This is a genomic window from Acinetobacter pullicarnis (genome assembly GCF_006352475.1).
Classification (GTDB): Bacteria; Pseudomonadota; Gammaproteobacteria; order Pseudomonadales; family Moraxellaceae; genus Acinetobacter; species Acinetobacter pullicarnis.
This window is the reverse complement of sequence record NZ_VCMZ01000001.1, coordinates 442,833-466,626: the sequence shown is the minus strand read 5'-3', so window position 1 is coordinate 466,626 and position 23,794 is coordinate 442,833. Positions and strand designations below refer to the sequence as shown.

General features: G+C 43.9%; 19 protein-coding genes. 6 read left to right on the top strand and 13 right to left on the bottom strand.

Annotated features, from left to right (window positions below; all coding sequences use genetic code 11):
* The first annotated feature begins 2 nt into the window (after positions 1-2).
* Genes FD716_RS02010 through FD716_RS01990 form a run of 5 tightly spaced genes read left to right on the top strand, consistent with a single transcriptional unit; the run spans position 3 to position 3,372 of the window.
* On the top strand, positions 3-368 hold the full coding sequence (locus FD716_RS02010) for a Na+/H+ antiporter subunit C (RefSeq protein WP_139850703.1): 366 nt from the start codon (positions 3-5) through the stop codon (positions 366-368).
* On the top strand, positions 368-2,179 hold the full coding sequence (locus FD716_RS02005) for a monovalent cation/H+ antiporter subunit D (RefSeq protein WP_139850702.1): 1,812 nt from the start codon (positions 368-370) through the stop codon (positions 2,177-2,179). The genes FD716_RS02010 and FD716_RS02005 overlap by 1 nt, the downstream gene beginning before the upstream one ends.
* A 3-nt stretch (positions 2,180-2,182) precedes the next feature.
* The gene (locus tag FD716_RS02000; protein WP_139850701.1) at positions 2,183-2,707 is read left to right on the top strand and encodes a Na+/H+ antiporter subunit E; all 525 of its coding nucleotides are present in this window, start codon (positions 2,183-2,185) and stop codon (positions 2,705-2,707) included.
* A complete protein-coding gene (locus FD716_RS01995; protein WP_139850700.1) occupies positions 2,704-2,979 on the top strand; it encodes a monovalent cation/H+ antiporter subunit F in 276 nt (91 codons plus the stop codon). Before FD716_RS02000 ends, FD716_RS01995 begins: the two co-directional genes overlap by 4 nt.
* Positions 2,980-2,988: 9 nt before the next feature.
* Positions 2,989-3,372 (top strand): Na+/H+ antiporter subunit G, encoded by a 384-nt coding sequence (locus FD716_RS01990; RefSeq protein ID WP_139850699.1) that lies wholly within the window; start codon positions 2,989-2,991, stop codon positions 3,370-3,372.
* On the opposite strand, the gene FD716_RS01985 is transcribed toward FD716_RS01990, so the two are convergent.
* From FD716_RS01985 to FD716_RS01960, 6 genes are all read right to left on the bottom strand, one after another.
* On the bottom strand, positions 3,356-4,762 hold the full coding sequence (locus FD716_RS01985; protein ID WP_139850698.1) for an MFS transporter: 1,407 nt from the start codon (positions 4,760-4,762) through the stop codon (positions 3,356-3,358). The genes FD716_RS01990 and FD716_RS01985 overlap by 17 nt on opposite strands.
* A gap of 135 nt (positions 4,763-4,897) precedes the next feature.
* Positions 4,898-5,560 carry a hypothetical protein gene (locus tag FD716_RS01980; protein WP_139850697.1) on the bottom strand — a complete coding sequence of 221 codons (663 nt, stop codon included), beginning with the start codon at positions 5,558-5,560 and terminating at the stop codon, positions 4,898-4,900.
* A 125-nt stretch (positions 5,561-5,685) separates the two neighbouring features.
* Positions 5,686-6,393 carry an SDR family oxidoreductase gene (locus FD716_RS01975; protein ID WP_139850696.1) on the bottom strand — a complete coding sequence of 236 codons (708 nt, stop codon included), beginning with the start codon at positions 6,391-6,393 and terminating at the stop codon, positions 5,686-5,688.
* 21 nt (positions 6,394-6,414) lie between these two features.
* The gene (locus FD716_RS01970) at positions 6,415-7,737 is read right to left on the bottom strand and encodes an MFS transporter (protein WP_139850695.1); all 1,323 of its coding nucleotides are present in this window, start codon (positions 7,735-7,737) and stop codon (positions 6,415-6,417) included.
* Positions 7,738-7,922: 185 nt separating this feature from the next.
* Entirely contained in the window at positions 7,923-9,116 is a 1,194-nt protein-coding gene (locus FD716_RS01965; protein WP_139850694.1) for a CaiB/BaiF CoA transferase family protein, read from the bottom strand.
* 18 nt (positions 9,117-9,134) lie between these two features.
* Positions 9,135-10,880: an acyl-CoA dehydrogenase family protein gene (locus FD716_RS01960; protein WP_139850693.1), complete on the bottom strand. Its 1,746-nt coding sequence runs from the start codon at positions 10,878-10,880 to the stop codon at positions 9,135-9,137.
* A gap of 198 nt (positions 10,881-11,078) precedes the next feature.
* On the opposite strand from FD716_RS01960, the gene FD716_RS01955 reads away from it, so the two are divergent.
* A complete protein-coding gene (locus FD716_RS01955) occupies positions 11,079-11,969 on the top strand; it encodes a LysR family transcriptional regulator (protein WP_139850692.1) in 891 nt (296 codons plus the stop codon).
* Between the two features lie 60 nt (positions 11,970-12,029).
* On the opposite strand, the gene FD716_RS01950 is transcribed toward FD716_RS01955, so the two are convergent.
* The 7 genes from FD716_RS01950 to FD716_RS01920 all read right to left on the bottom strand — a co-directional run bounded on the left by FD716_RS01950 (position 12,030) and on the right by FD716_RS01920 (position 23,793).
* Positions 12,030-13,451, bottom strand: coding sequence for an FAD-dependent oxidoreductase (locus tag FD716_RS01950; protein WP_139850691.1), 1,422 nt, complete (start codon positions 13,449-13,451; stop codon positions 12,030-12,032).
* Between the two features lie 70 nt (positions 13,452-13,521).
* Positions 13,522-17,997 (bottom strand): glutamate synthase large subunit, encoded by a 4,476-nt coding sequence (gene gltB / locus FD716_RS01945; protein WP_171476976.1) that lies wholly within the window; start codon positions 17,995-17,997, stop codon positions 13,522-13,524.
* A gap of 436 nt (positions 17,998-18,433) precedes the next feature.
* Positions 18,434-19,297, bottom strand: a complete 864-nt coding sequence (locus FD716_RS01940; protein WP_139850689.1) for a hypothetical protein — start codon at positions 19,295-19,297, stop codon at positions 18,434-18,436.
* Positions 19,298-19,315: 18 nt separating this feature from the next.
* Complete coding sequence (aroB, locus tag FD716_RS01935; RefSeq protein WP_139850688.1) at positions 19,316-20,395, bottom strand: 3-dehydroquinate synthase; 1,080 nt, start codon at positions 20,393-20,395, stop codon at positions 19,316-19,318.
* Positions 20,396-20,446: 51 nt separating this feature from the next.
* A complete protein-coding gene (aroK, locus tag FD716_RS01930) occupies positions 20,447-20,977 on the bottom strand; it encodes a shikimate kinase AroK (RefSeq protein WP_139850687.1) in 531 nt (176 codons plus the stop codon).
* Positions 20,978-21,013: 36 nt separating this feature from the next.
* Positions 21,014-23,137, bottom strand: coding sequence for a type IV pilus secretin PilQ (locus FD716_RS01925; protein ID WP_139850686.1), 2,124 nt, complete (start codon positions 23,135-23,137; stop codon positions 21,014-21,016).
* A gap of 128 nt (positions 23,138-23,265) precedes the next feature.
* Positions 23,266-23,793, bottom strand: coding sequence for a pilus assembly protein PilP (locus FD716_RS01920; RefSeq protein WP_139850685.1), 528 nt, complete (start codon positions 23,791-23,793; stop codon positions 23,266-23,268).
* Position 23,794: the final 1 nt, after the last annotated feature.

Genomic DNA, 23,794 nt, shown 5'->3' with positions numbered 1-23,794 from the left:
TCATGATTAGTTTAGAATTTTTACTCGCTTCTTCAATTGGATTACTGGTTTCTGCAGGCATTTATTTAATTTTGCGTGCAAGAACATTTCCAGTGGTACTGGGTTTAGCCACCATCGGCTATGCCGTGAATTTATTTTTATTTGCCATGGGTCGGCTCCAACTGACCTCCCCTGCAATTCTGACCGATGCCACCAAAGTCACCGATCCACTGCCACAAGCCTTGGTCTTGACGGCAATCGTGATTGGCTTTGCAACCACTGCATTTATTGTACAACTGGCATTGCGCAGTCGTTATGAAACTGGAACCGATCATGTGGACTCAAAAGAGGAACCCACCGCTGTAGATCTACGTGAGGATGAGCCTTAATGATGAGTTTTCTAGACTTTTGGCAAAGTCACGCGCCCATTTTTGCAATTTTAATTCCAGCATTCACCGCCTTTGCATTGGTGATACTGGGCAATCCAGGTTCGGGTTCTTTGGCACACGACTGGCGACAACCATGGCGTCGTGGCATCAGTTTACTGTCTGTGGTTTTGGGCTTTATCACTGCGGTGAGTTATCTGATTCAAGCCAGCAACGGCAATATTGTGGTCTACGAACTCAGTGAATGGACCGCCCCTTTTGGGATCGTTTTGGTTCTTGATCGCCTTTCAGCGCTCATGGTTTTACTGACCTATGGCTTGGCTGTCCCTGTGCTCTGGTTTGCCAGTAAAGAATGGGATGAACGTGGTCGTTATTTTCATGCGATGTTCCATTTCCTTTTAATGGGACTCAATGGCGCATTTTTAACGGGCGACTTATTTAACCTGTTTGTATTCTTTGAAGTTTTGTTAATGGCATCCTATGTGTTGCTGTTACATGGTCAAGGCAAAGCACGTTTTCAATTGGGTATCCATTACGTCACCATCAACTTATTTGCGTCTGCACTGTTCCTGATCGGCCTCGGCATGATCTACGGCAGTGTCGGCAGTCTGAATATGACAGATGTGGCACGCATCATCCCTCTGCTCGAAAACGATCAACATAAGTTGGCCACGGCAGGTGGTTTATTGTTATTCGTGGTCTTTGGGATTAAAGCTGCGATGTTGCCTGTGGGCTTTTGGCTACCAAAAACCTATGCGGTTGCGACCACTCCTGTTGCTGCAATCTTTACCATCATGACCAAAGTCGGTATTTATGCCATTCTGCGGATCAACGGGACGGTGTTTCATGATGCGTTCAGCCAAAATATTATCAGTTCTTGGTTATTACCAATTGCCTTGATCACTTCACTGTATGGGGTGATTGGTGCATTGGCGGCAGATCGCTTGCGTCGCTTTGTCGGCTTTATGGTGCTGTCTTCGATTGGTACGATTTTAATTGCAATTTCGATGCAAAACCGTGATGCATGGGCCGCGGCACTATTCTATTTGGTACACAGTACCTTAATTGCTGCTGCATTTTATCTGCTCTGCGGTTGGGTGACCTCACAACGTGGTAGCTTCAAAGATCATTTAAAAATTGCACCCAAAATGAAACAGCACTATGCCGTTTCAATGACCTTTTTTATCATTGCCTTAATGATGGCAGGTCTACCACCATTTAGTGGTTTCTGGGGTAAAGTCTTGATTTTAAGCGCTACCACCAACACTGCTACACAAGGTTGGATTATTGGCACCATTTTAGTGGTGAGCTTGCTCAGTATTTTGGCCTTTACCCGTGCTGGTTTTATTTTGTTTTGGCGTGCAACCACACCAGAAGACAATCCCAAGGAAGCGGCTTATGCAGCTTATCAAGCCTTACCAGAACACGCACCACCACGTAATGACAAGGCGATTTATCTCTTATTGGCTGCATTGGTGGTCTATGTGGTTTGTGCCGCGCCAATTTTGACGTATATCGAGCAGACCGCAACACAAATCAGTGATCGTCAGCAGTACATTGATGTCATTCTAAAAACTGATCAAAATAATCAAGTGATTAGCGTACAGCCATTTAGCCCAGACTATTTGCCTGAAACCAAATATGCCGGTGAAAGTACCGATATCTACGCCAACTATATTCCGTATCTCATCCATCGGAACACCTTAGAAGGCGAACATATTTCACCGAATAAGCAACAGCAAATTCAGCAACAACAAGATGCCAATCGTCTGGAACATCTTGTTCCTGCTGAAATAAAGCCGATGGAGCCTTAACTCATGAAACAGAAGATTTCTTTTCTCGATCGTATGCTGCCCCATCCCTTTGTCTCGGTATTGGTGGCCATCACTTGGCCGATGCTGAATGAAACGCTGGATGTCTTCAATATAACGGTCGGCATCTTATTGGGCCTTATTATTCCTAAAATGGTTCAGCCTTTTATTGTTAGAACCCCGAATATTCAGTGGGGCCAAGCTTTAAAGTTATTTTGGGTGGTGCTACGCGATATTCTGGTCTCGAATGTCGTGGTCGCTAAACAAGTTCTGGGGCCGATGCAACAGCTCAAACCCAAATGGTATCGTGTGCCACTCGATACCAACCATGAACAAGTCAACACCCTCCTGGCGATGATCATCACCACCACCCCTGGAACCGTAACTGCTGGTATCGATCAAGAGCGCGGTGATATTTTGGTACATGCACTCAATTGCGACGATCCAGAAGCGGATATTTTAGATATCAAAACACGCTATGAGGCACCATTACTCGCGATCTTCAATGCCAAGCAAGGAGACCCTTCATGACCCTATTGCCTTATGCCTTGGGCATCAGCTTATTGGCAGTGACGATTTCAATGTTGCTGTGTTTGATCCGTTTAATTATTGGACCTTCGATTGTTGACCGACTGTTGGCCTTGGATACGCTATTTTTAAATGCCACCTGTTTAATCATCATTTTAGGCATTTATTGGACCACAACCTCTTTATTTGAAGGGGCTCTTTTGGTGGCCATGTTGGGCTTTGTCTCAACTGCGGCACTGGCCCGTTATTTCACCACTGGCCATGTCATCGACTAGGAGTCAACCATGCATCAAAGCATTGAAATCATTGTGTCGATCCTATTAATTATCGGGGCATTTTTTACACTGGTCGGTGGAATTGGGATGGTGCGCCTACCCGATTTATTCATGCGACTACATGCACCAACCAAGTCAAGCACCTTGGGACTTGGAAGCTTTTTGCTGGCTGCCATGATTTATGCAGCAGGTCATGGTCGTTTTGGTTTTGCCGAACTTATCATTACCTTTTTGGCTTTTGTGACCGCACCAGTATCGGCCAACTTGATTGCACAAGCCGCCATTCATTTGCGCTTACGTTCAATGGGCGGTGATGTGCCTGAGGCCATCAACCGTCCCTTGCCTTGGCAAAAACACAGCCGTAAAGCACGGAAATTTAACAATGATCTTTAAGTGGAGTTGCTTGGTGAAGTGCTCCTTTACGCACAAAGCATATCGCCAATAGAAATAGCAGCCCCATCACAACCACTGCACTATGAAAGGCCAACAACTGTGCAGTGGTCTGTGCCAATCCTTGTTGCTCACCTCGCACTGCCACTAGTGTCATTGTCGTACCGAGTATTGCGACGCCAAAAGTCATGCCCAACTGCCGAAGCGTATTTAAAATCGCGGCTGCGAAGTTAATATCTTGCGGTTCTACAGTCCCCATAATCAATGTGCTTGAACCTGGAACAATCAACCCAACGCCTGCACCCAATAACGCAGCCAAGCTGATATAGAGCAGCAAAGATGAATCCGCCTGAAAACTCAACATGCCCAATAACGCTACACCACTCATCGCCAACCCAGTTTTCAACAAACGGATCAAATGATATTTCTGCGCCAACCGAGCAAAGACAATAGATACGATGGCTTGCATTAAGAATTGTGGTACAATCAACCACCCCGTTTCTGCCGCTGAAAGCTGGACTTGATCTTGGTAGAACAATGCAAATACAAACAATGAACTATAGCCAGCAAAGCCTAAAATAAATGAAATCGCGTTATAGGCTAAAAAAGGTCGATTTTTAAATAAATGATTGGGAATTAAAGGATATTCCGCATGCTTTTGTCGCCAAATAAAAGCCATCATCGCCAACATAAAAATCAAACCACAGCCCAATAACCACTGAATTTGATCTGCTTGCTGCAACATGATGATGCTATATACCAAGGTTGCCACAGCCACCGCACTGTAGATTAAACCTAGATAATCAAAGGCAACCACATGGGTTGTTTGGTCTGCCTCAATCCCACGCCATCCCAAATATAAAGTCAGTATGCCAACGGGCAAGTTCAACCAAAAAATACTTTGCCAGCCGAAATAATGCACCATCAAGCCGCCGATCAATGGACCAACCACCAGTGAAAAGGCACTAAATGAACTCCAACGACCAATCTCACGGGCTTTGTCTTGTGGTTGCTGAAAATGATGAACCAAAATCGCCAAGGCCAATGGAATCAGCACTGCACCTGCCACCCCTTGGATCAAACGGCCAATAATCAGTACACTAAAACTCGGTGCAATCGCACAAATCACTGAGCCTAGAATAAAGATCAGCACGCCAATCAACCACAATCGCTTGCGGCCAATACGCTGACTCAAAGCACCGACAGCAAGCATCAAACTCGATAGGCTTAAGGCATAACTGTCGATCACCCACTGAAGATCAGCCATATCACTTTGAAATTGCTGCTGAATCACGCTAAGTGCCAAATTGACACTGCTTAAATCGACCAAACATAGAAAGGTACTGATATACAGCGCAGCGATCAGATAAATCGGCTTACTTGAGAGTGACATCTGAGGACTCAATATTCATTGAATAAGAATCACTATACTTAATTCAGCCACCAATCTGTTAATTATTTTCATAGAAATCAACGCAGAACAAAACCTTTTGCTTTGCATAACTGCGCGTTGCGGTATAAGGTAAACTCAATCCTTTATTGTTTCCGAACACTCATCAAATGTCCAACGATTGGGCTGAAAGCTTTCAGGTGGATAAGGTTCGCTACTTTCATCACCTAGACGATATAAATCCTCGTTATTCAAATTCACTCTAAAATAATGAGTTTTTGGACAATTCCATTTTTTGCCCTGTTCAATAAAATGATAACCCTCTGCCAAGATCAAAGTTCCTGCCCTAGGATAGACCGTAATGACTGACATGCCATTTATCTGTACAGGATATGGAAAACGAATCGCTAGGACATTATTTAAATCACGTGATGACTTATATTCAAAACCAAACAGTATAGACTTATCAATATTCGTTCCTGCAGGTAAAACAATGCCACCAAATGATGTATCTTCCACTAGGGTGAAATTTCTATCTTTATCTTTTTCTGCTTCAAATTCAGATAATTTTTCATCCTGATAACGTCCCCATGCAAAATATAGTATGAGCAAAACCAGTAGAATAAATGGGGAGAAGATAAAATTAGCCATACACTTACTTAGCTTTGGCCTAGCCAGCCCGCGACGACGAGCACGGTAAATTCGAAAACCATGAATCAGCGTCAATAAAAGGCTCAATATCAATAATATAAGCCATATAAAAACAATGCCGACCGCTCCAACGCCTCCACTAACTGACATTACAATATCCCTAATTTATAGCAATATATTTCAAAAATATCATGGAAATAACAATCTTGATCACAAAAAACCCAGCTGATATCAGCTGGATTTTCACGATTTATTCAAGCGATGTACAGCCCAAACTAAATCCCGTTTACACCTACCGTCATGCCGCCACAGACATACAGTACTTGTCCGGTAATAAAGCCGGACTGTTCATCTAAAAAGAAATCACAAGCATGTGCCACATCTTCGGGTTGACCAAAGCGTTTCACAGGCACGCTATTTAAAATTTGCTGTGTATGCGGTGCATCAATCGGATTGGCTTGTTTAAATAACGCTGTTTCAATCGGACCGGGCCCAATGGCATTAACGGTAATTCCAAACTCAGCCAACTCCAAAGCCGATACCCGAGTTAAGCCAATTAATGCTGCTTTACTCGCTGCATAAGCTGCACGAAAGGTTTTACCCAGTGCCGCCCGAGAGGACATGTTGACGATCCGTCCAAACTGCTGCTGTTTCATGCCTGGAATCAAGGCTTGGCTGCATTGCAAGGCACAGCGGATATTGAGTGCCATGACTTGATCAAACTGCGCCAAACTTTGTGCTTCAATGGCTGCAGGTGCAACCATACCGACATTGTTCACTAAACGGGTAATCGGGCCTTGCTGTAAAATCTGCTGCAAGGCCTGAGCGGTTTCTTCAATATTGGAAAGATCAACGCAATAATCTGCATTTTTCTGATCTAAAATCACCACCTCATAGCCGCGGCTACGGCAGGAGGTGGCAATGGCCGCACCAATCCCAGCAGCACCGCCTGTGATTAAAACGCGATTATTTCGATTGTTCATCACAGCTTCCTTTTTAAGACTCTAGCTCGTTTCACCAAACTTCGGAATCAGATGACTACGCTGCAGTGACTCATACTTGGTAATCAAGTACACCGCACAAATCATACTGGCAAAGACGTGTACGATCGCCAATAGAATGACTGGCATAATTGAGCCGCTCTGATTCAGCAAGAATTGCGCAATAATTGGAGTTGAACCCGCGAAGATCATGCCGCACATTTGATAACTCAACGAAATCCCGGTATAGCGCACGTTGGCTGGGAAGGCTTTCACCAAAATTCCGCCCAAGAACGAGTAATACATGGAATGAGGAATCGTTGCTGCTGCCATCCCAATCGCTGCCCAAAGGAACGACTTGGTTGAAATTAAATAGAAGGCCAATGGCAATAAAACCACTTCAGGTAATAAGATAAAAATCACTGCTTTTTTTAGATTAATCTTAGAGGCAATAATCGCACCCAATGGTTGGAAGATCACCTGTGTAATCAATGCAATGGTGATGATTCCTAAAAAGTCTGAACGGGTAAAACCAATCTCATTCACCGCCCAAGACAAGGCAAATGTAGTTTTAAAGTAGGTTGCAGATAGTCCGATAATACAGGCACCCATACCCAAAGCCACCATGACTTTATACTTTGCAAGCACCTCTTTTAATGGGACTTTGACCAAGGTTTTACTTTCTTTGAGTTGCTTCATTACTGGTGATTCTTCGACACCAACACGAATCCACAGGCCAGTAATCACCAAGAAGGCTGACAGTAAGAATGGCACACGCCATCCCCAAGACAGAAACTGCTCATCTGGCAAGAAAGAGAACATAAAGAAGATTGAGGTTGCCAACAAGTTACCCACTGGTGAACCTTGTTGGGCAAAGGCAGAGTACAACAGCTCTTTGCCTTTCGGTGCATGCTCAGCAGCGAGTACCACCGCACCGCCCCACTCTCCGCCCATGGCAATTCCTTGAATTAATCGTAAGACAATCAATAGAATCGGGGCTGCTATACCAATCGAGTTATAGGTCGGCAAAAAACCAATCGCGGTGGTACACACCCCCATCAACATCAAGGTGACAATCAGGGTTTTTTTACGCCCAATTCGGTCACCTAAGTGTCCAAAGATCATGCCACCCAATGGACGTGCTAAAAAACCAATCCAAAATGTGGCAAATGCCGCCAAGGTCCCGCTTGCAGTACTAATCGTTGGAAAGAAAATTTTACTAAAAACCAAGGCTGCTGCGGTGCTATAGGCATAAAAGTCATACCACTCAATGGTGGTTCCAACAAATGACGCCATACCTGCTTTTTTAGCAATTTTGGCTTGTTGTGCCTCACTCACATGTTCCATATGATTATTCCGTATTTTTAAAGACAACAAAACCTCTCAAGCCATATGCGGTGGGATTTCCTAAGCATCCCTGCATGTTTAACGGGCTTGATTGAATAGGTTTAAATTTATCTTATTCGTCTACATCAATATTTTGCTTGTTTTAGTAACCTAAGTTTAAATAAGTCGTTAAGCAATCCCTTGTTTTACTTTTTTTGTTGACCAATCACACCTTGTTCAATCAACACGTCAATTTGTTGTTGGCTAAAGCCATTGTTCTTCAATACTTCAACCGTATTTTCAGCAAAGGCTGGTGGTGCTGTGCGATAACTTGCAGGGTTGTGGCTGAGCTTAATTGGGGAACCAATCCCTTGATAATCGTCACCAATCCCAATCACCATCTGACGATGTGTGGTATGTGGATGTTGGACGATTTGCTCAACATTCAAGATTGGGCCACACGGCACACCAGCTTTGATCAAGTCAAAAGCCACACTATCGCCATCAAACTCAAGTAAACGTTCTTCTAAAATTTGTTTAAGTTCTGCTCGATACAAACAGCGCTGTGCATTCGACTCAAAACGCGTGTCGCTTGGAATCGCAGCTAAGTCTAAGTGCTGACACAGTTTGGCAAATTGATTGTTATTGCCCACGGCGATATAAATCGCATTGGTTCTGGTTTTAAATGCGTCATAAGGACTGATATTGGGATGTGCATTGCCCGTGGCTTTCGGCACTTTGCCAGACCATAAATAGTTTGGAATATGTGGATGCAGCAGTGATACCCCAGAATCGAACAATGCCGCTTCAACCAATTGACCTTGACCCGTTACTTGGCGTGCTTGCAATGCCAAGAGCACGCCAATCACCGCATTCAGCCCAGTCACCATATCCACCACGGGCAATCCCACCCGCAATGGCTCACCTTGCGGCTCGCCATTAACACTCATAATCCCTGACATTGCTTGAATCACAGAGTCATAGCCAGGAAAGCCCCCCATCGGACCATCCACACCAAAACCAGTCACTCGGCAATGAATTAAACGCGGAAACTTCTTACTCAACACCGCTTCAAAACCAAGCCCCCATTTCTCTAAGGTGCCGATCTTAAAGTTTTCGACCAGTACATCTGCCCCTTCCAGTAAGGTCAATAAAATTTCTTGACCTTTGGCTTGGGTTAAATCAATCGAAATCCCCTGTTTATTGCGATTCACCCCAGAAAAATAGGCAGCACTATCATTGCGGAATGGCGGCCCCCAAAAGCGTGTTTCATCTTTTTGCGGTGGCTCAACTTTAATGACTTCAGCACCATGATCGGCCAGAACCTGTGTGGAAAATGGTCCACCCAACACACGGCTCAGGTCGATCACTTTAATTCCCTTTAATGCACCTGTATTCATTCCCTGAATGCTCCCTGCTTAGGCAATAATTGACATTGCTTGCTCTAAATTAACGCTGTCTTGTTGAATTAATGTCGATAACACCACATCAAGCTGCGTGTTATGATCACGTGCAAATGGATGTACTGGGCTCAATTTATATTTGATCACCAAATGTGCCCAAGCCAAACGCTGCCAATGATCTTCAAGTTGTACTGCTTCCCAAGCCATCATAATTGCAGTGCAAATGTTATAAAGTGCAGAAGCCGCTTTACGCGTATCTGATTGATTTTTCTCAGCAACAATATTGAGAATAAACTGCTCAACTTCAAGTAACTTGTGGGTTAGTACCTGACGAGAAATCGCTGGTATTTTTTCATGACTCAACAAGTGCAACAGATAAGCTTTCAAATCAGGCAAGGCTTCGGCACGTTCAACGGCACGAATCACATCGAGCGCCACAATATTACTGGTACCTTCCCAGATTGAACCCAAATGTGCATCTCGAACAATACGTGCATCTGACCATTCTTCAATAAACCCACAACCACCACGGACTTCCATCGCATCGCCTGTAACTTTACGTGCATCACGGCAGGCGCGGAACTTAATCAATGGCGTTAAAATACGAATACATTTCAAGGCCTGTGCATTGCCAAGCTTCGACAAATTCAATACGCGTGCAGTATGTAGCACCATGGTTTTGGCTTGTTCACTCGGCAACATCATTTTTAGCAATTGCTTTCTTTGCAACGGCAAATCTTGCAAGGTCTTGCCAAAGGCATGACGGTTTTTACAGATATACAGCGCTTCACCGACTGAACGACGCATTAAGCCTGCGGCACGAACACCATTTGAAAGTCGCGACCAGTTGATCATGTCTGCCATCTGTTGGAAACCACGACCAATCTCACCGAGTAAATGCGCCTCTGCACCTTGCAGTGAAATTTCACCACTGGCCATGGAGCGTGAGCCCATCTTGTCTTTTAAACGTAAGATTTCATAATGATTGTGCTTGCCATTATCGAGTAGTTTCGGCATCAAGAATAAGCCCAAACCTTTCATTCCCGCTGGTGCACCCTCAACATGTGCAAGCACCATCGCGACACCAGCATCAGGGTTTGAACAGAACCATTTGTCTCCTGTTAAATACCATTTCCCGTCTTTCTCATGTGCAACCGTCGTAATTTGAGAAACATCAGAACCCGCACCCTGTTCAGTAATAAACATGGCACCTTGAGTCAATTCATCAAAATCAGCGCTGGTTAAATTGGGTAGGTATTTATCAATAATTTCTTTTGACGCGTATTTGCACATGGTCATCGTCAATGAGTCCGTCATACTGACTGGACAACACAAACCAAATTCAGCCTGCACAAATAAGTAGGTCATGGCATATTTGACCATAGGCGGCATAACGTCATTCCAACCAAATGCACCTTCTCTATGTGACATACTTGCCAAATTCAAATCGATGTACGCTTTCTTTTCCAGCTCAATATAATCGGGATGTTTATTAACTTTTTGCTCATCAAAGCCTTGGCGATTACGATACTGTAACGTTGGTGGATTTTTGTCTGCACTTAATGCCAAGTCATCCAGAGTACTGCCCAGATCCGCGCCCAATTTTTCAAAGTGCGGTAATAGGTGCTGATATAAGTCAGCTGGTAAATAAATTTTTAGCAGTTGTTGAAAGTTCGGATCTTCTCTAAAAAAGTTTTGACCATGTCGATCTGGAATATTATTACTAACATCAATATGTTGCACTATACTTAAATTACCCATATCCAGCTTCTACCCGATTATTTGATTATAGCCTTGGAGTAGGTCAGATTATGAAGCTTGCTAAATGAAGTAAAATATATAATATGCATCACGTGATATATAAAATATATCGACTGCATCACAAACTATTAATAACCAATTATGGCGAACAACGTCTTAGAACTTATTTAAAGCGACGATGATGTCGGGAAAATAGCAATGAACTTAAAACACCTTAAATACTTTGTAATGGTGGCTGAGGAATTACATTTTGGTCGTGCAGCAAAACGCTTACATATTTCTCAACCCCCGCTTAGCATGAGTATTCAACAGCTTGAGAGCAACTTAGGATTCTCTCTTTTTATTCGCAACAACAAAACCGTGGCACTTACCGATGCCGGTGCATTATTTTATAAAGAGGCTTTAACCTTATTAAGGCATTCTGAGGATATGCGTCAAATTGGTAAACGGGTTGCGCGCGGTATGCTCGGTAATTTACGTATTGGTTTCGGCAGTTCAATGCTGCTGCGTGGTTTAAATAATGTGATTAACGCATTTCAATTACAGCATCCGCATATTAAGGTGCTGCTCAAAGAAATGAATTCATCCGAACAAACTCAAGCTTTAAAACAAGAGCAAATTAATATAGGTTTCGTGCATAGTTTAAATTCAGAGCCCGATATCGTCTATCGACTGCTCATGTCAGAGGACTTTGTTTGCTGCCTACCGAAAAGCCATCCACTGGCCTCCGAACCCGTGATTGATTTAGCCTTGTTGGAAAATGAAAATTTTGTGCTGTTTCCGCGTTCAGTCGCACCGCACTATCACGATAAGATTACCAGTATCTGCGTGAATGCGGGTTTTAGCCCGTATATTGCACATGAGATTCACAATTGGCTCACCATTGTCGAGGTTGTCGAGGCGGGGCTTGGCATTGCTTTGGTGCCGCAATCCATGCAGAACCTGAAAAAGGAAAACACCTGCTTTATTAAAATTAACGACAACAGTATTCGTTCAGAGACCTATTGTATTTGGAATAGCAATGACAGCTCTATTTTGCAACAGAACTTTCTGGAGGCCTTGCCCTTCCCCAAAGAAAAAGGCTCGTAATTCAATTACGAGCCTCAGTGTATCGCTGGGCGGATTGTTTAAAGTCCAGTGATGACTTACTTAGAGATCAAGATAATCCAAGATGCCTTCCGCTGCTTGGCGACCTTCCCAAATGGCAGTCACCACCAAATCAGAACCACGCACCATATCTCCACCAGCAAACACTTTCGGGTTGGAGGTCTGGAATTTATAGGTTTGTTGCTCTGCAGCAAGCACACGACCTGATCCATCGACCTGAATATCACTACCAGCAAACCAATCTGCTGGGCTGGCACGGAAACCAAAGGCCAACAATACACAATCTGCCGCTAAAATTTCTTCTGATCCTGGGATTGGCTCTGGACTACGACGACCACGGCTATCTGGCTCACCCAACTGTGTGGTTACGACTTTGACCCCAGTGACTTTGCCATTTTCACCGACAATCTCAATCGGTTGACGGTTAAACAGGAAGTTCACTCCTTCCTCACGGGCATTGGTCACTTCGCGACGTGAACCTGGCATATTGGCCTCATCACGGCGATAAGCACAACTGACTTCTGCTGCACCTTGACGAATTGAACTGCGATTACAATCCATTGCCGTATCACCGCCACCCAGTACAATCACTTTTTTGCCTTCAACACTGATGTAATCACTGGCATCCACTTCCCAGCCTTGGGTACGATTGACGTTGGCAATGAGAAAATCTAAGGCATCATGTACGCCATCTAGTTCTTCACCAGCAAAGCCACCTTTCATATAAGTATAGGTGCCCATCCCCATAAACACCGCATCATAATCTGCAAGTAATTCTTCGATACTAATGTCTTTGCCGATTTCAGTATTGAGACGGAATTCAATGCCCATCCCACTAAAGATTTCACGGCGACGCTTCATCACGTCTTTTTCCATCTTGAATTCTGGAATACCAAAAGTCAGTAAGCCTCCAATCTCAGGACGTTTATCAAAGACCACTGGTTTCACACCTGCGCGCACCAAAATATCAGCACAGCCGAGACCGGCTGGGCCTGCACCAATAATCGCAACTTTCTTGTCGGTCCATTGCACATGAGACATATCTGGACGCCAACCCAATGCAAAAGCCGTATCATTAATATATTTTTCCGCATTACCAATGGTCACCGCACCAAAACCGTCATTGAGGGTACAAGCCCCCTCACATAAACGGTCTTGCGGACAAACACGCCCACAGACTTCTGGCAAAGTATTGGTTTGATGGCATAATTCTGCAGCTTGGAAAATCCGCCCTTCCGCAATTAGTTTGAGCCAGTTGGGAATATAGTTGTGTACCGGACATTTCCATTCACAATAGGGATTACCACAGCCCAAACAGCGATGGCTTTGATTTGCCGCGATCTCTGCTGTAAACGGTTTATAAATTTCCACAAACTCTGCTTTGCGGACGACCAGATCTTTTTTCTCTGGATCTTGTCTAGCGACATCCAAAAATTGAAAGTCATTACTTAGGCGCTCTGCCATGTTTCTCTCCGTGGGTCAGTGTGGATAACCAAACAGTTATCCACACCTGCCTAAAATCAGGGTCGTGGAATTATTGTGGATCGGCTTGAGTGGCTTTTAACAGCGTTTGTAAATTGGCAGCTTTGGGTTTGACCAACCAAAATTTACGGCTATAAAAATCAAACTCATTGCGGATCTTATAGGCCCAAGCACTCCCAGTTTCTTGAATATGTTCATCGAGAATCCGCATCAGAAACTCTTGATGCTCTTCCATGACTTCGGTCGAGATGCGATTTAACTCAATCAGTTCATGATTGTAATGATCGACGAAGTCATTGTCCAAATCGAGCACATAGGCGAAACCACCGGTCATGCCTGCACCAAAATTATGTCCAACTTTACCCAATACCGTCACAATACCACCCGTCATATATTCGCAGCAGTGATCACCCGCCCCTTCAATCACCGCAAAAGCACCGGAGTTACGTACCGCAAAACGTTCACCTGCAGTGCCCGCAGCAAAGACTTTACCGCCAGTTGCACCGTATAAACAGGTATTGCCAATAATCGCAGTGTTTTGAGTTTGGAACGGCGAACCTTTAGGTGGGAAAATTGAGAGACGCCCGCCTGCCATGCCTTTACCAACATAGTCATTGGCATCACCCTCAAGTTTGATATGCAAACCACCGGCATTCCAAACCCCAAGCGACTGACCCGCAGTCCCTTTCAGGTTCACTTTAACGGGATGCGCTTCCATACTCAGATTGCCATAACGGCTGGCAATCTCACCAGAAATACGCGCACCAATTGAGCGATCACAGTTACCAATGCTAAAGTGATATTCACCGCCTGTTTCTGCTTCAATCGCTGGCAACATCTCTGCCACCATTTTCTCTGCCAAAATGCCTTTATCAAATGGTGCATTGCCTTGTACTTGGCAGTACTGCGCTTTACCCTCTGCTGAAGGATGTGACTGCAGCAAAGCGCTCAAATCTAAATGTGCGTGTTTGTCAGTATCACCCGGTAACACTTCAAGTAAGTCGGTACGCCCGATCAAATCAGCCAAACGTGAGACACCCAGTGCTGCAAGCCATTCACGGGTTTCCTCTGCAATAAAGTGGAAGAAGTTAATCAACATTTCGGGTTCGCCAATATAATGCTCTTGACGTAAATGGTCCTGTTGAGTTGCCACGCCAGTTGCACAGTTATTTAAATGGCAGATTCGCAAGTATTTACAGCCTAATGCGATCATCGGAGTTGAACCAAAACCAAAACTCTCTGCCCCTAAAATGGCAGCTTTCACCACATCAAGGCCAGTTTTTAAACCACCATCGGTTTGTACACGAACTTTGCCACGCAAATCATTCACACGTAAGGCTTGATGTGCTTCTGCCAAGCCCAATTCCCACGGTGAACCGGCATGGTGAATTGAGGACAATGGCGATGCAGCCGTACCACCGTCATAACCTGAAATGGTAATAAAATCAGCATAGGCTTTGGCCACCCCAGCAGCAATGGTGCCCACACCCGGCTCTGACACCAGTTTGACTGAAACCATGGCTTTCGGATTGACTTGCTTTAAGTCAAAAATCAGCTGTGATAAATCTTCAATCGAATAAATATCATGGTGCGGTGGCGGTGAAATCAGGGTTACACCGGGTACTGAATACCGTAACCGTGCAATTAAACCATTGACCTTACCTCCAGGTAACTGGCCACCTTCACCGGGTTTTGCTCCTTGGGCAACTTTAATCTGTAGTACTTCAGCGGACATCAAATAGGCTGGCGTGACCCCAAAACGACCTGAGGCAATTTGCTTAATTTTAGAGTTACGAATGGTGCCATAACGTGCAGGATCTTCACCACCCTCACCAGAGTTTGAGCGCCCACCAATGGTATTCATCGCAATCGCAATGGCTTCATGTGCTTCAGGTGACAAGGCACCGAGTGACATCCCAGCAGAGTCAAATCTTGGTAAAATCGCTTCAACTGACTCAACCGCATCAAGTGCAATCGGTTGATCCGTTTTTAGTTTAAATAAATCACGGATGGTGGCGATCGGACGCGTATTTACGAGCTCAGCATAGGCTTTAAAATCTGCATAGTTTCCAGTCCGCACCGCTTGATGCAGGGAGTTGATCACATCTGGATTAAAGGCATGATATTCCTTACCAAACACAAACTTCAGCAGGCCACCTTGATCAATTGGTTTACGGGATTTCCATGCAAGTTCAGCCAGTTTTTTCTGATCATTTTCGATATCGACAAAGGTTGCCCCCTGAATACGACTTGGCACCCCTGTGAAACAGGTATCCACCACTTCATTGGATAAGCCGACCGCTTCAAACAACTGCCCACCACGATAAGAGGCAACCGTTGAAATGCCCATTTTAGACAAGACTTTGAGCAAGCCTTTTTCAATTCCCTTACGGAAATTGGCTTGGGCATGAATTGGATCACCCAACAGCTCCCCTTTAGCGATCAGGTCATTAATCACGTCATAGGCCAAGTATGGATAAATCGCGGTTGCGCCAAAACCCAAGATCACGGCAAACTGATGCGGATCACGTGCCACCGCTGTTTCAACAATAATATTGGCATCGGTACGTAAGCCTTGTTGAATCAAATAGTGATGTACTGCACCCGTTGCCATGACCGCACTGGCAGGCAAATAACCTTCACGAATTTTTTTATCGGACAAGACCAACAAGGTTTTTCCATCACGGATGGCTTGTGCAGAAACTTCACAAATTCGTTGAATTGCAGCGGCTAAGCCTTCACTTTCTGCATAATTTAAATCGATGTCTATCGTTTCATAGCCAGTACGACCCAGCGTACGAATTTGGTGCATTTTAGAGTTTGAAAGCACAGGGCTTGAAATGATGAGGCGATCAGCATGTTCAGGGCTTTGCTCAAATACATTTTGTTCACGGCCTAAACACGTTTCCAAAGACATCACAATCGATTCACGTAATGGGTCAATCGGTGGATTGGTTACCTGTGCAAACTGTTGACGGAAGAAATCGGATACATGGCGAACTTGGCGTGAAAGTACCGCCATTGGAGTATCGTCCCCCATTGAACCCACAGCTTCCTGACCACTTTCTGCAATCGGTCGCAGCAATTGATCACGCTCTTCAAAGGTCACCATAAACATTTTCTGTGCAGCTTTCAGAGCATCGCCTTTTAAGCCTTGATCACATAAATATTCCTCTAACTCAGGGCTTCCCTGCACACGAATCGAATGTTCACGCAGCCACTCACGGTATGGACGCATTTTACTTAGATGATTGCTCACATCTTTGGTATCAAGCAGCTTGCCCGTTAAGGTATCAATCACCAAGATTTGCCCTGGACCTACACGGCCTTTGGACAAAACATCTTCAGGTGCATAGCCCCAAACCCCAATCTCAGAGGCCAGTGTAATATAGCCATTTTTGGTAATCACCCAACGTGCTGGGCGTAAACCATTTCGATCCAACATACAAATCGCATGCCGACCATCTTGAATTACCAGACCTGCTGGACCATCCCAAGCTTCCATGTGTTTTGAGTTAAATTCATAAAATGCACGTAAATCAGCATCTAAGGTTTCAACATTCTGCCATGCTGGTGGCACCAACATGCGCAGCGCACGGAACAGATCCATGCCACCACCGACCAAGATTTCAAGCATATTGTCGAGGCTTGAAGAATCTGAACCAGTACGATTGACGATTGGATTGAGTTCAGTTAAACCTGGCAGCAATGGATTTTCAAATTTTGGGGTGCGTGCCATCGCCCAATTACGATTTGCTGTAATGGTATTAATTTCGCCATTGTGTGCCAAATAACGGAAAGGCTGTGCCAATGGCCAACGCGGTAAGGTATTGGTCGAGAAACGTTGATGGAAAACCACAATATGCGATGCTAAACGCTCATCGGCCAAATCGGTATAAAAGTCAGCAATCGCTTCAGGCATCATGAGGCCTTTATAGCTGATTACGGTTGAGCAGAGTGTGGTCACATAAAAATACGAATCTTGCGTCAACTGTTGCTCTGCACGGCGACGTGCTAAAAACAATTTACGGTTAAATTCAACTTCGCTCACCCCCATCGGGCAATTGACAATGACTTGCTCAAAAGCTGGCAAAGACCGCATTGCAATTTCACCCAAAGCATCGTTATTGGTTGGGATCACCCGCCAAGCCAAAACGTTGAGGCCTTCAGCTTCAATTTCTTTATTTAATATTTTTCTTGAATGGGCCGCCAGAGCAGGATCTAAGTTTAGAAATACTGATCCCACTGCAAAAATTTCACTTAGGGTAATATCACTGAGCTTTTTCGCTTCTTCACGGAAGAATTGTTTTGGCATGGCCAAAAGTAGACCACAACCATCTCCCGTCTTACCATCCGCCGCAATCCCACCACGATGGGTCATACAACTTAGACTATGCATTGCGGTCTTAACCAAGTGATGGCTTGCATCACCTTGCATATGAGCGATTAGGCCGAAACCACAATTATCCTTAAACTCATCCGGTTGATATAACCCTTGAGCGGGAGCTACTGTATTAGGCGATGGCATGTGCATAGCGTACCCTTCTTTAACAAAGGCCCTTTATGGGCTAAACATTGAATATCTCACTTTTACGATCTCAAACAGTCATTCAAAATGTGTAGTTCCAGTAAACCACGCTCAGAGGATGCTGTACCAGTTCGTATTCACTTTAATTGCAAATGGACTTTACAAATTTCGCACTTTTTTAAAGCAAGTAAAACTTCTTAAATTACATACTATTAGAGGTTTTTTGCGCCAAAATGGGGACATATTTTCCAATTAGTACTCAATTACAGCAAAAAATATGCCAACAATTGAGAAGTAATCAACGCGTTAAAAAACATCAGAAATATTCAATTCTTTGCACTAAAAATAATACACCAAATAAAAAGCGCACCCCAAAGGTGCGCTTATTTTTCTTACTAATCTGGCTTGCGCCATTTTAGTACTTAGACAATCACTTTTAATTAAATGGATCTGTAACTTCGTGATTGCTGGCTTTCTTTTCATTGTTGGGCGTGGTTGATTCTTTCGGCTTATTCTCTAGCGGTGGCTTAACGGTGCTCTGCGAGCGTTGTACATCAACCACATTACCTTGTTCATCCTTAGTCGTCACCGTCGTTTTGGTGGTGGTTGTACCAGCGCCAATGGCGGCCAACCCAGACTTTACTTGTGCCAGTATCGTTTCATCAATAATTGGTAATGCGGCCGGTTTTAATTTGACCTCATACAGTTCTTTATTGATCGCCAACTCTTCACTGCCCATATCGTTAACCAAAGCGATATATTGACTGAACTGAATCGGTGCAGGCTTCACGGATACAGGCAGTTTAATATTCAACTGTGATAATGCAGTATTGACTTGCACCTCATTTGAGAACAGTCCATAACCCAAAACATATTGTTCTGCTTGATTTTCACCACTTAAGCGAAAATAAACAAATTTATTGCGATCAGGTTGCTGCAATAAAAAATTCTTAATCACTTCTTCCTCAGTGACGCGAAACAGTTCTATGCTCCAATTTTTTTGATTGGCTTGTAGAAATTTAGTTCCCCGAAACTCTGGATCATGATTCCCCGAAGCCACCACACGTGTGGTCATTTCTAAAGGTCGCACCGCATTTTCTAGACTGCCTAAATTAGTTGTGGCAGCCACTTTTTCGGGCTGAATTTGCACCTGTACTTCTTCAATCGGATCCTCTTCAATCACCAATTCTCGAACATCCGTTACAGCCCAGAAAATAAAGGCTGCAACAAGACATAGCACAGCACCAATCAACCAAATATAGTGTCGAATATTTTGCCAATTTAAATGTGTTCGGGTCATGAAGCAGTTACCTTGAAATTATTGCTGATTTGCGAGAATGGCTTGGTGCATTGATTCAACATCGAAATCACTGCCAATTGTCGCCTGACCGAGCTGCTTGAGAAGCACCAAGCGCAATTGGCCATTTAGGACTTTTTTGTCATGTGCCATATAAGCTAAAAATTCATCCAATGGAATTTTAGGGCATACGATTGGTAAGTCTGCAGATTGAATAATCTTTTTAACGCGATCAAGATCTACTGTACTGATCCATCCCATGCGCTCAGACAAATCTGCTGCCATGACCATCCCCGTTGCAACCGCTTCGCCATGTAACCAGTTGCCATAACCAAGATAAGATTCAATGGCATGACCAAAGGTATGACCTAAGTTCAATAAGGCGCGCTCACCTTGCTCTTTCTCATCACTGGCTACAATTCGTGCTTTGTGTGCGCAAGAGCGATAAACCGCTTCAGCAAGTAAAATCGGATCACCTGCTAGCAATTTTTCCATGTGCTGTTCTAGCCAGACCAGAAATTCGGTATCACCGAGCAGTGCATATTTAATAATTTCAGCAAGGCCCGCAGAAAGCTCACGTTTTGGCAAGGTTTTAAGGTGGGACATATCTGCCAACACCACTTGAGGCTGCTGAAAGGCACCAATCATATTTTTGCCAAGTGGGTGATTAATCCCTGTTTTACCACCAACACTCGAATCTACTTGAGACAGCAATGTTGTCGGTACTTGAACAAAATACACACCACGTTGGAAACATGCTGCGGCAAAGCCTGCCATATCACCAATAACACCGCCCCCTAAGGCAAGTACGGTACAATCGCGGTTAAACCCTGCAGACAATAAAGCATCAAAGATCAGATTCAAATGCTCGATATTTTTATATTGTTCACCATCTGGCAGAACACAGGTCGATACGACTTTTCCCAATGCGGTTAAAGCATCTAGATAATGTTCAAGATATAAAGGGGCAACCGTGGTATTGGTCACGACCATCACTTGCTTACCCGAAATATAAGGTGCAAGTAATTGTTGTGAATCTAAATCGCTCCCAATAAAGATCGGATAACGTCGATCTCCAAGTTCAACATGTAAAGTCTGCATAATGTCCTATGCCAATAAAGCAAATCAATTGAATATAAAAAACTTAAGTGTTCAAGCGGTAATCAACTGCAAAATCTTATGTGCCAGATCACGAGCAGCGCCCTGATTGGTTTCAATAATATAATGCGCGACGTCACGGTATAACGGATCGCGAATTTTTAAAAGATCATTTAATTTTTGCTCAGGATTTTCCACCTGCAACAAGGGTCGATTTTTATCGCGATAAGTCCGCTGTAATTGAATTTCAACTGGCGTATAAAGGTAAACCACAATGCCACGATTTTTCAGAAAAGTGCGGTTTTCTGCCTGAGTGACTGCCCCACCACCGGTCGCAACCACCATATGCGACTGCGCAGTAAGTTCGTCAATCACCGCAGTTTCTCGACTACGAAAGCCCATTTCCCCTTCTTTTTCAAAAATCCAAGGAATACTCGCACCCGTTTTACGTTCGATCTCATGGTCACTATCGAGGAACTGCCGATTCAGTAAATCCGCCAAATGCCGACCTACTGTGGTTTTCCCCGCGCCCATCGGCCCGACCAGATAGATATTGGGTAGACTGCAAAACTCATTGCTTAGCAAGGAGTCACCTTTTCTATTGCTTTGATTAAAACCATATTAATGATTTCTTGTAAGACTGTCATTAACAATTCTTGGCGTCACGAAAATCAACAGTTCTGATTTATTATCAGATTTTTCATCTCGGCGGAATAAACGACCAATAATCGGAATACTCCCAAGCACTGGAACTCGGGTTTGTTTATTGCGGGTCTCTTGTTGAAAGATCCCTCCAAGCACCACCGTTTCACCATTGCTGACCAGCACATTGGTGTTGATTTCGTTCTTATTTAAAATAATTTCACCATTCGGTGCAGTATCGCCTGGTGAGTCACTGGTGATATTCAGCTGCATCTGAACTTTGCCATCGGGTGTAATGCTTGGGGTCACATCTAAACTGAGCAATGCACTCTTAAATGAAGTTCGAGAACCGCTGTTATTCTCACCATAGGTTTGATAAGGCACTTCTTTTCCTGAGGCGACTTTGGCTTTCTGTTTATCTGCGGTCATCACCTTCGGTGTCGAAATCACTTCGCCATAACCATCGGCTTGCAAAGCAGATAACTCCAAATCGAGCATAAAGTCTGAAATATTAATTAATCCAAAAGCAATTCGACTCACGCCCTGCGTACTCACGCCAAGGTCGACATTGAGATTTTGTGGATGTTGAATTTTTTCATTTGATTCAATCGTTTTAACATTTTGATTGGATTTACGCAGATCCCATAAAGTGGTATCACTTCCGCCAATCAACACATCGTTATTTCGAGAAATCATTCCCCATTTCACCCCCATGTCTTTGGTGAAATCGGTTGTGGCGCGTACAATTCTGGCTTCAATCATGACCTGCTTTACTGCAACATCCAGCTGATCAATCATTTTTTGAATCTGTTCAATTTTTTTTGCAGTATCCGTCACAATCAAGGTATTGGTACGTAAGTCGACGGAGAGTGTTCCCCTAGGACTCAGTAAACTGCCATTGTTGTCATTTTGCACCTCATTGCCTGATGCCGTTTTTGTCGGTTCTGCCGCACTGCTGCTATTGCGCCCCTGAACAATTAACTTTTCAATATCAACTGCTTTGGCATACTTCAATTGAATATATTCGGTATGCAAAACCGCAGACTTACTACTCTGCGCCATCGCCTTGGCTTCATCTTCGTCAGACTTAATCAACTCCGCTACAGGCGCAATCCAAATCGCATTACCATTGCGACGCTTGTCTAGTCCTTTGGTTTTTAAGATAAGATCAAGTGCTTGATCCCAAGGTACATCTTTGAGTTTTAAACTAATATTGCCTTGCACCGAATCGGAGGTCACTACATTCATCCCCGTAAAATCGGCCAAAAGCTGTAATACCCGACGTATTTCAATATCTTGAAAATCTAAAGAAATTTTCTTCCCGTTATAAACCTGTCCCAATGGCTGTTTTGCATTTTTATTTTCTGGATCTTTAAAGCTTAACAACAGTTTATTGTCTGCTTGATAAGCCATATATTCCGCAGGCTTTAGTGTTTGAATACGAATCACACCATGATTTGCTTCATTCTGTGCTTCGATATTACTGACCAAGGTCGCAAAGTCCTGCACATTAAAGCGTTTCAACAGATACGTAGGCAATGGATGATTCAGCACTCGAACCACCACCTGATTGCCTTGCTGTTGAATATCAATTGGAGTATGTGTTCCCAGTAAATCAAAAACAACTTGCGCTTCCCCCAGCTCGCCACGCTGAAAATCAATCTGACTCACTCCAGCCACAATCGGTTTAGCAGCGACCACTGGCGCTGCCACAACGGCGGTGACAGGATTAATTTTCAAAATAAAACGATTACCTTCCACTCGTCGACTAAAACTTTGAAACTGTCCTAAATTGATGGTGAGCCGTGTGCGTTGTACATCTTCACTTAAAGTCACACTTGAGGCTTCCGCTCCTGTCAGTGCAATTGTCTGCTGTTTAAGGAGCTGTTTGCTGTCCTTAAAGTCTAGAACCAAGCGCTTGGGATGATCGAGCTGATAAGACTGAGGCTCAGGAGGAAGACCATCAAATATAATATGCAGTTCAGTGCCTTGCTCTGGCTTATATTCAGGCAGAATTTTGGTTATATTCACCTGAGCAGAAACTGTAGTGAATATCGCGTATGAAACCATCGCCAAGACGATTTGACGCAATTTGAAATTCATTACCTGATACTCCCTTAGATGCTTATTTTATTTTTTTCATTTTCACTATTGTGCTGTTTAGCGAAGTATAGAGAACAGTCATGAAGGCTAACGAAACCTAATACATGCAACGGCTGCATTCAACGCAATTAATCTACAGGTTGAATCAGCAGTAAACTCCGAGGTCTGGCGATATATCCTGACTGTCCATCTGAAATTAGTTCAACCAAATCAATTTGTGTTTCCGATATTTTAATAATTTTACCCTGATTTAATCCTAAGTAATCACCTAACTGCACTTGCTCCAAATGTCCATCTGGCATTTTAATTAAAGCAACGCGACGACCACTGCCAATCTGCAACGTCCCTTTCATCTGTAATGTTTCAAGCATAAATTGCTCAAGTGGTTGTTTGACTCTCAACACGCTCGGTTTTGCCCGCTTATTTGAAGTCATTTTCAATTCATTGGCGATGGAGTTGGGTAAAAATGGATTCCTGAGTGGTTGTGCTGCATATTGGAATTTCGGCACGGCCTTAAATTCAGGTGCAGCCTCAACCGGTAAGGGTGCTTGATTGTTAATATCCGCCATTTGAAAATTGACTGCATCAATTTTGGAGCTGCAACCGTTTAAAATGCCCCCCAATAGCATTACAGCAATCATTTGAAAGTGCTTCATC

Coding starts and splice junctions, on each gene's coding strand:
- aroB (WP_139850688.1), bottom strand. CDS start 20,395: ATGCAGACTTTACATGTTGAACTTGGAGATCGACGTTATCCGATCTTT.
- FD716_RS01970 (WP_139850695.1), bottom strand. CDS start 7,737: ATGGAACATGTGAGTGAGGCACAACAAGCCAAAATTGCTAAAAAAGCA.
- FD716_RS01995 (WP_139850700.1), top strand. CDS start 2,704: ATGACCCTATTGCCTTATGCCTTGGGCATCAGCTTATTGGCAGTGACG.
- FD716_RS02010 (WP_139850703.1), top strand. CDS start 3: ATGATTAGTTTAGAATTTTTACTCGCTTCTTCAATTGGATTACTGGTT.
- FD716_RS01980 (WP_139850697.1), bottom strand. CDS start 5,560: ATGTCAGTTAGTGGAGGCGTTGGAGCGGTCGGCATTGTTTTTATATGG.
- FD716_RS01990 (WP_139850699.1), top strand. CDS start 2,989: ATGCATCAAAGCATTGAAATCATTGTGTCGATCCTATTAATTATCGGG.
- FD716_RS01940 (WP_139850689.1), bottom strand. CDS start 19,297: ATGACCCGAACACATTTAAATTGGCAAAATATTCGACACTATATTTGG.
- FD716_RS01965 (WP_139850694.1), bottom strand. CDS start 9,116: ATGAATACAGGTGCATTAAAGGGAATTAAAGTGATCGACCTGAGCCGT.
- FD716_RS02000 (WP_139850701.1), top strand. CDS start 2,183: ATGAAACAGAAGATTTCTTTTCTCGATCGTATGCTGCCCCATCCCTTT.
- FD716_RS01950 (WP_139850691.1), bottom strand. CDS start 13,451: ATGGCAGAGCGCCTAAGTAATGACTTTCAATTTTTGGATGTCGCTAGA.
- FD716_RS01960 (WP_139850693.1), bottom strand. CDS start 10,880: ATGGGTAATTTAAGTATAGTGCAACATATTGATGTTAGTAATAATATT.
- FD716_RS02005 (WP_139850702.1), top strand. CDS start 368: ATGATGAGTTTTCTAGACTTTTGGCAAAGTCACGCGCCCATTTTTGCA.
- FD716_RS01920 (WP_139850685.1), bottom strand. CDS start 23,793: ATGAAGCACTTTCAAATGATTGCTGTAATGCTATTGGGGGGCATTTTA.
- FD716_RS01985 (WP_139850698.1), bottom strand. CDS start 4,762: ATGTCACTCTCAAGTAAGCCGATTTATCTGATCGCTGCGCTGTATATC.
- FD716_RS01955 (WP_139850692.1), top strand. CDS start 11,079: ATGAACTTAAAACACCTTAAATACTTTGTAATGGTGGCTGAGGAATTA.
- FD716_RS01975 (WP_139850696.1), bottom strand. CDS start 6,393: ATGAACAATCGAAATAATCGCGTTTTAATCACAGGCGGTGCTGCTGGG.
- FD716_RS01925 (WP_139850686.1), bottom strand. CDS start 23,137: ATGAATTTCAAATTGCGTCAAATCGTCTTGGCGATGGTTTCATACGCG.
- gltB (WP_171476976.1), bottom strand. CDS start 17,997: ATGCCATCGCCTAATACAGTAGCTCCCGCTCAAGGGTTATATCAACCG.